We start from the raw sequence: 2,610 nt of genomic DNA on the forward strand, positions 1-2,610 counted from the left end.
TGCATATGGCGCACCCCATCGGCCGGATTTGCGGAGCAAAACGGCCGAAATGCGAAGCTGAACGGTCGGTTAGCCTTTGCTTGATGTCGCAGTCTCCGCGATAATAGATGTATTCATCCTTTGGATGAAAATACATTTATTACAGGAGGATAATGCATGCTGGATTACAAAAACATCATTATCAAACACTACGCGCTTTCTTTATCCGGAAGCGAAATCGCCAGACAGCTGGGTGCAAGCAAATCAGGAGTAAATGACTTCTTAAGAGCATTTGAGAAATGTGAGTCTCTTTCTTATCCTTTACCGCCCGGCATTACGAATTATGGAATTGCAGAGATCGTGTATGGATCCATTCCGGGATCGGGTGGACGCAATGAAAACATCGAGTATCCTGATTACGAAACGGATGCCAAGCTCATGGCAACTCGCAAAAACATGACATTGGTTTTCTTATGGAACAGATACTCTAAGAAGTGTTCGGAAGAAGGAAAACGCTTCTACCAGTACCGTCAATACTGCGAACTCTACAACAAGTGGTGCGAGGAGAATTACGAGACTGCCCACTTCGATGCTGTAATTGCTCAAAAGATGGAAGTTGACTTCGCGGGCCAGACCTTTGCTATGACAGATCCGCTTACAGGTGAGATCCTGACCATCGTCGTGTTTGTCGCCATTCTTCCGTATTCTCAATACATCTATGCAGAAGGAATGCTTTCCACAAAGGAACCGCAGTGGATTGAAGTCAATAACCATGCACTGGATTACTTCGGTGGTGTACCCGCATTAGTAGTCTGCGATAATTGCAAGCAGGCTGTTATCGTCAACCAGGACTGGATCGAGCCGGAACTGAACAAGGATTATGCCGACTGGGCAGACCATTATGGCACGGTCATCCTTCCAGCGAAAGTCCGGAAGCCGAAGTTCAAAAGTTCTGTAGAAAATGCAGTCGGTATTCTGGAGAAAGGCTTCTTCCACAAGCTTGAAGAACGACAGTATTTCTCTTTAGAACAGTTTAATAAGGATCTCTGGAAAGAACTGGAGGCCCTGAATAAGGAGCCCTTCAAGAAGAAAGAACACAATAGATACTACTATTGGGAAGAGGAGAAACTTGAATTGATGCCACTTCCCTCCATGCATTACGAGTACATGGAGAGAAAAACGGCAAAAGTATCAAGCGACTTCCACGTACGCTTCGACAATGCTTATTATAGCGTAGATAAAGCATTTCTGCATAAAAAAGTATCTATTAAGGCTTCATCAACCGTTGTTCGCATTTATTCTCTCTCCGGAGAATTCCTTTATGAATGGCCAAGAGCGGCTCGTAAGGGTCAGTGGTCAACGAATCCAGAGCATCTGCCGGACAACTATAAAGGATTTACACAGTGGAACGGGCCTTACTTTATCCAGAAAGCTCAACTTGTTGGCAAGAATACAGAGACTATTATCCGTACGATTCTTAAGTCCAGACCATATGAAGTCCAGACATACCGCATGTGCCTGGGGATTCTGAACTTCACCAAGAAATACAGTAATAAAGCGCTTGAAGAGTGTTGCAAACAGGCAATCACCCTGAATAAGCAAAAATATACATTCATCAAGAATACGATTTCCGTTGTTGCAGACGATCTCGGTGAAGCAGGATACCGTCATTCGACTCCATCAAAGAAAGAGCCAGCTCGTGGCGGATATGTAATGCCACCGGAAGCTTCCAGCATTGATACTCTTTTATCCCGCAGTAAAGCCCTTGCGGACCAAATGCGAGAGGAGGTGGACGACTGATGCTTACCGGAACTGCACTCATCAATGAGCTTGTAGATGAATTGAACGAGCTCAAACTTTCTACAATGGCAGCTACTCTGGATGATCTGTATCACAAACCAGGATTTCTGGAAATGGATCGCCTTACTCTGATTGCGGAACTGATTGGCCCACAATTTCAGGAAAAGATCAGTATGACGTTTAAAAATCGACTGACAGCAGCTCATCTGAAAGGATCCCCTGAAGAGTTATCCGATTGTGTTGACTCTGACAAAAGAGAATACCTGCCTTCCGGAATAACAGAGGTTCTGTCTTCTCTGGATTTCATTGAAAGAGGCTATAATCTTTGCATTCTCGGTGAATCCGATGCCGGTAAATCTTATCTCGCTAAAGCGATTGGCATCAAGGCCTGTAATCGGTATAACGTTGGATATTTCCATAGTGAAGAACTTTTGGAAAGTATGGTCGCTCTAAAAGAGCAGGATTACGATAAATACGCTCGCAAGATGAAAAAGTATCTGAAGTGGGAACTGATCATTCTGGATGACTTCCTGCTCCACACGATTACAGATGAGCGTGAAATCAAGATCCTTTTCGAACTGCTTGAGAAACGGAATGAGCAGAGAAAGAGCACTATCGTGTGCTCTCAGCGCGATCCGGATAACTGGAAAGCAATGATTCTCAACGATGAAGTATCGGCGAATTCTATCATGAAGCGAGCTACCAAACATTACACTATCAAGATCAATCCACGATAAGTGGGAATCAGTTAATCAAATATGGGCGGCCGTTTTGCTCCGCAGAATGGCCGCTGTGAAACGCATTTGCGACCGCCGACGGGCGCAAACTGCA

2 protein-coding genes are annotated in these 2,610 nt (G+C 44.8%); both read left to right on the plus strand.

The genetic code is table 11. From position 1 onward, the window contains the following. The first annotated feature begins 156 nt into the window (after positions 1 to 156). Positions 157 to 1,779: an IS21 family transposase gene (gene istA, locus ASU35_RS19120; RefSeq protein ID WP_147525357.1), complete on the plus strand. Its 1,623-nt coding sequence runs from the start codon at positions 157 to 159 to the stop codon at positions 1,777 to 1,779. Further along, positions 1,779 to 2,516, plus strand: coding sequence for an ATP-binding protein (locus ASU35_RS03720; RefSeq protein ID WP_058351718.1), 738 nt, complete (start codon positions 1,779 to 1,781; stop codon positions 2,514 to 2,516). Before istA ends, ASU35_RS03720 begins: the two co-directional genes overlap by 1 nt. Positions 2,517 to 2,610 lie beyond the last annotated feature (94 nt).

Origin of the sequence: Acetivibrio ethanolgignens (assembly GCF_001461035.1) — a bacterium.
Lineage (GTDB): Bacteria > Bacillota > Clostridia > Lachnospirales > Lachnospiraceae > Velocimicrobium > Velocimicrobium ethanolgignens.